Below are 6,650 nucleotides of genomic sequence, written 5' to 3' on the forward strand. Positions count from 1 at the left end.
GTCAGTTCCGCAGGGGCTTCCCGGTCTTCAGGGTAAAGGCGATGCGTTCCTGGGTCTTCTCCGTGCCGAGGAGGCGAAGGAAGCCCTCCCGCTCCAGATCCATGATGTCGGTCTCGGTCACGGTCCTCGGCGCGCCGTCACCTCCACAGAGGACGTAGGCGATCTCCCGCCCGACGAGGGCGTCGTGTTCCGACGCGCGCTTCGCCTCGCGTTGCGCCTGGATCGAAACGAGGAGATCCCCGAAGCCCCGGGCGCCGAGTGCGGTCACGCGCTGTCCGGGGGGAGGCAGGTAGTCGCGGGCGAGCAGGAGGACGCGCGCCTTCGCGTCCGCGAGGAGCCGATCCCGGTTGGCCGTGATGCCATCCCGGTCGCGCAGCCATCCGAGGGTGCGCGCGAGGAGGGCGCTTCCGCTCACCTCGGCGGTCGCGATGAGACGGAAGGCATGGCGAACCCCCTTGATCGCATCCGTTTCGGAGAACCGCCCGATTTCCTGGGTGAAGCGGAAGAGTAGCTCCTTCGTCCCGCCCCCGGCTGGAAGGAGCCCTACTCCGGCTTCGACGAGCCCCATCTGGAGCTCCGCGTGCGCCTGGACGTGGTCGGCGTGCAGGACCAACTCCGCGCCTCCCGCCAGGGTGAGGCCGAAGGGGGCCGCGACCACCGGGAAGGGAGCCCTGCGCAACCCCATGATCATCCCCTGGAAGGTCCGGATCCGGGCTTCCATCGCCTCCCAACGCCCTTCCTGGGCGGCCTGAAGCATCTCGACGAGGTTCGCGCCGGCGGAAAAGGCGCGCGGATCGTCGTGTCCGATGACGAGCCCCTTCCATCCCTCCGCGCCGAGGCGCTCGGTCGCCGAGAGGAGGGCCCGCACGGGGCCGTCGCCGAGGGTGCCCATCTTCGAGCGGAACTGGAGGAGGGCCACTCCGTCGTCCATGTCGAGGAGCGCGGCGGTCTCGTTTTGCTCCAGGATCCTTTCCATCCTGCGGAGCGCGGCGGCGGAGATCTTTTCCGAAGCGAGATCTTCCTTCGCGTACTTCCCGTCCGCGGTGAGTACCTTTCGCATGCCCTTCCGCCCTTCTTTGTAGATCGCCCTCTTGGCGGAAGCCAGGAGCGAGGGCTCGCTCAATCCTTCCTTCGCGAGGAGGCGCCTCACCTTTCCGACGCCGATCATGTCCACGAGTCCGAAGGGCCCCACCTCCCACCCGAAGCCCCACTCCATCGCGCGGTCCACCGAGGGAAGGTCGTAGGCGAGGCCGGGCGCTTTCTCAAAGGTGTACTGGAGCGTCCCGGCCAAGAGGGCCTTGAGAAAGGCGCCATTTTTTCCCCGGAGGGCGAGGAGCGCCCGGATCCGCTCGTCGAGCGGAAGTTTCGAGATCGTTTCGAGGTTCTTGAGCTGGAGCGAACTCCTCGGCCGGTAGTCCTCCGTCCTCCAGTCCAGCTCGAGGATCTCTTTCCCCTCCTTCTTGTAGAAGCCCGCCCCCGATTTCGCGCCGAGCCGTCCGCTGTCGATGAGCCGCCGCACCCAGGCGGGAAGGCCGAGGTCCTCGCCGGTCGCCGCGCCGATCCCCTGCGTCGTGTCCGCGAGGACGTCGAGGCCGACGATGTCCGAGGTGCGGAACACGGCGGAGGGGGCACGCCCCAGGAGTGAGCCGGTCAGATCGTCCACTTCGCCGATCGCGAGCCCGTGTTCTTCGGTCAGGCGGATCGCGTGGACCAGACCGAACACGCCCAGCCGGTTCGCGATGAATCCGGGGACGTCCTTCGCCCGGACGATGCCCTTTCCGAGGATCCGGTCCGCGAAATCCGAGATTCGGGAGATGACCTCCGGATCGGTGTCCGGTCCCGCGATCACCTCGAGGAGGTGCATGACGCGGGGAGGATTGAAGAAGTGGGTGCCGAAGAAATTGCGGCGGAAGGACTCGCTCCGCCCTCGCGTGAGGACGGTCATCGGGATCCCCGAAGTGTTCGTCGTCACTACGGTGTCGGGGCCCACGACCCCCTCCAGCTTCGCGTAGAGCTCCTGCTTCGGCGCCGGCCGCTCTGGAATCGCCTCGATCACCCAGTCGCACGAGGCGAGGCGCCCGAGATCGTCCTCCGAGTTCCCGATCTCGACGAGGGAGGCCATGGTCGGGTCGAGGAAAGCGGGAGGAGACGCCTTGAGCGCGGCCTCCAGCCCCTTCCGGGCCGGACCGTCCCGGTCGCCTTCGCCAGGGATGTCGAGCAGAGCGACCGGGATGCCCGCCGAGGCGGCGAGCCCCGCAATTCCGCGCCCCATCGAGCCGGCGCCGACGACGCCGACCGTTCGAATCCGCCGTCCCTCCGCCATGGCTACCGCTCGACTCCTTCGGGCGCGGGCGGCGGCAGGATTCCCTTCTCGAGCCAGCGATACTCTCCGGCCAGGACCTCCTGCGCGAGCTTGTACGCCGGCTGGTCCACCGGGGAGAAGACCCGGTCGAAGAGTTCTTCGATCCGCCGGCGGGCCCGGCGGCATACGAGGTCCGCCAGTTTCTCGGGCGACCGGTCGGACGGATTTTCACGGAGCTTTTGCGAGGCGTAGGCGACGGTCGCGCACATGGCGAAGATCTCGGCCCCGACGTCTACGAGGCGGAAGAGCACGGCCTGCCGGCGCTCCAGCTTCGGCCCGAAGCGAACCATCGCGCGAGCGATGGTTCGGGCGAGGCGGCGGGACGCCTTGCCGGCATAAGCCACGTGCCCCGCGAGGGCGCCGTATCTCGAATAGGCCATCCGACCGCGCCCGAAGAGCGTGCCTCCGAGCCAGCGTGCCATGTAGAAGCCGAGGCCGATCGAGTCCTTGATCTTGGCCCCGAGCTTCGCGTCCGGATCCGCGACGGCTCCCGCCTTCTGAAGGTGCGGATCGACGGCTTCGCGCGCGATGAAGAGACGCATGATCTCCGACGACCCCTCGAAGATCCGGTTGATGCGCATCGAACGGAGCGCCCGCTCGACCGCGATCGGAGCCTCGCCCCGCGCCGCGAGCGACTCAGCGGTCTCGTAACCCCTTCCACCCCGGATCTGCATCGTATCGTCCACGACGCGCCAACCGACTTCCGAGTTGTAGAGCTTCGCGAGCGCTGCCTCGAGGCGGATATCGTAGTTTCCGGAGTCCGCGAGGGCGACGCCGAGTTCCGCGACCGACTGCATGGCGAAGGTGTCCGCGGTCATCCCCGCGATCATGTGGGCGACAGCCTCGTGTTTCCCGATGTTCTGGCCCCACTGGCGACGCACGGACGACCATTCCCTCGAGACTTGCACGCACCACTTTCCGGCCGCCGCGCAGTTCCAGGGAATAGACAGGCGCCCCGTGTTGAGCGTCACGAGGGCGAGCTTGAGACCCCGGCCCTCCGCGAGGATTACATTCTCCTTCGGAATGCGGACGTTTTCGAACTTGAGAACCGCGTTTTCGATTCCCGGCAATCCCATGAAAGTGCAGCGGTGGGTGACCGAAATGCCCTCCCACGCCATCTCGACGATGAAGGCCGTGATCCCGGCCTTCTTTCCTTCGCCCCCTGGGGTCCGCGCCATGACCACGAGGAGCTCGGCGACGGTTCCGTTCGTGCACCAGAGCTTGTTGCCGTTCAGGATGAAGGCCTCGCCGTCTTCCGTCGGCGTCGCCTCACAGGTCATGCGGGCGGGGTCGCTCCCGACGTCCACTTCCGTCAGCGCGAAACCCGAGATCGCACCCTTCGCGCAGCGTGGGAGATACTTCTTCTTCTGCTCCGGCGTCCCGAAGATCTTGAGGGGCTGCGGCACACCGATGGACTGGTGCGCGGAGAGAAGGCTGCTGATCGTCGAGGAGTGCGATCCCGTGAGGGCGATCGCCCGCGAGTAAGTTCGCTGCGAGAGCCCGAGGCCGCCGTACTCCTGCGAAATCTTGATCCCGAAGGCGCCGAGCTTGGCTAGCCCGTCGCGGATCTCCTGCGGGATCCCCTTCTCCGCGTCGAGGACTCCGGCGTCCACGGTCTTCAGATACGCCTCGAGGTCGCGGAGAAACTTCTCTCCTCGTTCGCCGTCGGGATGCGCCGGTTCCGGGATGGGATCGATGAGGTCCATCCGAAGCCGTCCGAGAAAGAGCTCGCGGACGAAGCTCGGCTTGGTCCATTCGGTTTCGCGGGCGGCCTCGGCGACGTTCCGCGCCTCGCGCTCCGAGACGTCCCGTTTGGCCGGGGGTGAAGCCGTGGGCGCGGGGGACTGGGTAGTCGAGGTGCTCATGGGTCCATCCGTCGAGAGAAAGGCCGGAGACCGAGGAAAAACCGGGTCAACCGGGGATAGTTAACATACCCCTCTCCGTGCTCGCAAGCCAACGCTCAAGCGCATGAAGATTGAAGGAAATCGGCGCCGATCCAGGCGTTGATCGCGGCCGGGAAGCTCGGTACTCTGCGAGTGTTCGCGTTGTGAGTTCGCGTCGCCTGGTCTGGCTTTGCACTCCGCTCAAGAGGGCCCGAAAGATGCGCGCGATTTTATGCAAGGAGCATGGTCCGCCGGAGCGCCTCGTGCTCGAGGAGGTCGAGAGCCCAAGTCCAGGAAAGGGAGAAGTCCGCATCGGCGTGCGTGCTTGCGGAGTGAACTTTCCCGACACGCTCATCATCCAGGGGAAATACCAGTTCAAGCCCGATCTTCCCTTTTCGCCGGGAAGCGAGATTTCCGGCGAAGTCCTGGAAGTGGGTGCCGGCGTCGAGGGGATGAGCGTTGGACATCGAGTTCTCGCGGTCACGGGGTGGGGAGGATTCGCGGAAGAGGTGGTGACGGATGCCAAGCGAGTGCTCGCTATGCCGGACGAGATGGACGATGCGACAGGAGCGGCCTTCGCCATGGCGTACGGCACTTCCTATCACGCGCTCGTGCAGAGGGGCGAGCTCCGCTCAGGCGAGACACTTCTAGTGATCGGGGCTTCGGGCGGAGTCGGGCTCGCGGCGGTGGAGCTCGGGAAGGTCCTCGGAGCGCGTGTCATCGCGGCCGGGGGAAGCCTCGTGAAGCTCCGGGCGGCGAAGGAACTCGGAGCGGACGAAGTCATCTCTTATGACGATGGCAACCTCAAGGACCAGGTGAAGGAACTGACGGGTGGCCAGGGAGCGGACGTCATCTACGACGCGGTTGGCGGAGATGCCTTCGATCAGGCGATCCGTTGCATCAACTGGAAGGGACGGCTCCTCGTCGTGGGTTTCGCTTCCGGTCGGATCCCACAGCTTCCCGTCAATCTGGTGCTACTGAAAGGATGCCAGGTCGTCGGCGTATTCTGGGGAGCCTTTCGTGAGCGAGAGGCGGAAACGAGCGCGAAGAACTTTCGAGAGCTCTTTCGGCTCTATGTGGAGGGGATGATCCATCCGCGTGTGTCGGCGACCTATCCGCTGGAACGGGCCGCGGACGCGCTGAACGCGCTGCTCGCGCGGGAGGTGGTTGGGAAAATCGTTCTCACGACCGGGCTCGGATCGGAAGGGCGGGCGTAGGCGCCTGATCCCTATACGGGCCCCCGGCGGAGTCGCAGCGAATCGTGCACTTGGTGGGATCTTCTATCGCACTCCCCACTGAACGAGCGCCAGCGCCGCAACGTCGAGCACCAGCCGAATTCCGGTGCGATCCGGGAGGCTGGCCGGGTCGTCCGGAATCCTCTCCAGCGCCGCATCCGCGGAAATCAGAGCACCGCACTCCGAGTCCCCGGAGAGAGCGTCGAGTCCCATTCCGAGCTCGGTTGTCGCGCTTACGAGCGCGGAGGTCGCCGCGCCCTCCGGGAGCCCCGATGCCATCGGGCCGGCCGCGTGCATCAACGCTGAACGAAGGGCTGCCGGAATGGGAACTTCGGCTGGAACTCCGGCCACGACCTGCGCCAGTCGTTGACACAGTTGTGGATCGGGCTGCTGCTCCGGAGAGAGGGGGCTTCCATCGCAGGCTGTGAGAATCAGTCCCAGTAGGAGGAGCGCAGATGCTTTCAGGGTCCGGGGGCGTTGACCCCTGGTTTTGCACCCTCTCTCCACGTTTCCAAATCGTTCCATTCTGATCTCCTTCACGGTTCGGAATGCCTCACGAGCACCATGTTGCGGTCCGGGAACGCCGGGACGACGGCCCGTGGCTGAAAGGGGGCGGCCGAAAAGGGAGCCACTCGGCGCCGGGCCTCCCACGTCATGGAGCGCAGACCGCATGCGCTTGAACGGTCAGGGTGGCACCCGTGCCCCAGCTTCCAGCCGAAATCCCTGCAACGACTGTCCAGGCGGTCGTACTGGAGGGATAAGACTCCGCGACCAGTGCCCTCCCAAAGTCATTGACCTGTCCGAAGACGAGGCGCGACCCTCCTCCGACCAGGACTCCGGAGCTACAGGTGGCCGTGACGGTGTACTGGTCTCCGTTGAGGAGGCTGGTCGCTTCGGTTTCGGCGCTCACGATTGAGACCGAAGTCGGTCCGGGAGGCCCCTGCGGTCCGGTAGGGCCCTCTGGACCCGCGGGTCCCGGAGGACCGCCCGGATCACCCTGCGGTCCCTGTGGACCCGCCGGTCCTTCGGGGCCCTGGAGACCCGTGTCTCCCGGCGGTCCGGTAGGGCCCTGCTCCCCCTGGGATCCCTCCGGACCCTGCGCACCGGTCGGGCCTGGTTCGCCTTGTGCTCCCGTCGCACCCGGATCGCCCTGTGGACCCGCCGGTCCTT

General features: G+C 66.4%; 5 protein-coding genes. 1 reads left to right on the forward strand and 4 read right to left on the reverse strand.

All coding sequences use genetic code 11. From position 1 onward, the window contains the following. Position 1: 1 nt before the first annotated feature. Together WEG36_04940 and WEG36_04945 are read right to left on the reverse strand one after the other, a co-directional pair. The gene (locus tag WEG36_04940; GenBank protein MEX1256946.1) at positions 2-2,323 is read right to left on the reverse strand and encodes a 3-hydroxyacyl-CoA dehydrogenase NAD-binding domain-containing protein; all 2,322 of its coding nucleotides are present in this window, start codon (positions 2,321-2,323) and stop codon (positions 2-4) included. 2 nt (positions 2,324-2,325) lie between these two features. Next, positions 2,326-4,227, reverse strand: coding sequence for an acyl-CoA dehydrogenase family protein (locus WEG36_04945; protein ID MEX1256947.1), 1,902 nt, complete (start codon positions 4,225-4,227; stop codon positions 2,326-2,328). 236 nt (positions 4,228-4,463) lie between these two features. Between WEG36_04945 and WEG36_04950 the strand changes: the two genes are divergently transcribed. Beyond that, positions 4,464-5,462, forward strand: coding sequence for an NADPH:quinone oxidoreductase family protein (locus tag WEG36_04950; GenBank protein ID MEX1256948.1), 999 nt, complete (start codon positions 4,464-4,466; stop codon positions 5,460-5,462). Positions 5,463-5,525: 63 nt separating this feature from the next. Here the strand turns inward: WEG36_04950 and WEG36_04955 are convergent, their stop codons facing one another. Next, the gene (locus WEG36_04955; protein ID MEX1256949.1) at positions 5,526-5,759 is read right to left on the reverse strand and encodes a hypothetical protein; all 234 of its coding nucleotides are present in this window, start codon (positions 5,757-5,759) and stop codon (positions 5,526-5,528) included. 373 nt (positions 5,760-6,132) lie between these two features. Continuing rightward, positions 6,133-6,390, reverse strand: coding sequence for a hypothetical protein (locus WEG36_04960; GenBank protein ID MEX1256950.1), 258 nt, complete (start codon positions 6,388-6,390; stop codon positions 6,133-6,135). Positions 6,391-6,650 lie beyond the last annotated feature (260 nt).

Source organism: Gemmatimonadota bacterium, assembly GCA_040882465.1.
GTDB lineage: Bacteria > Gemmatimonadota > Gemmatimonadetes > Longimicrobiales > Gaopeijiaceae > JBBEBG01.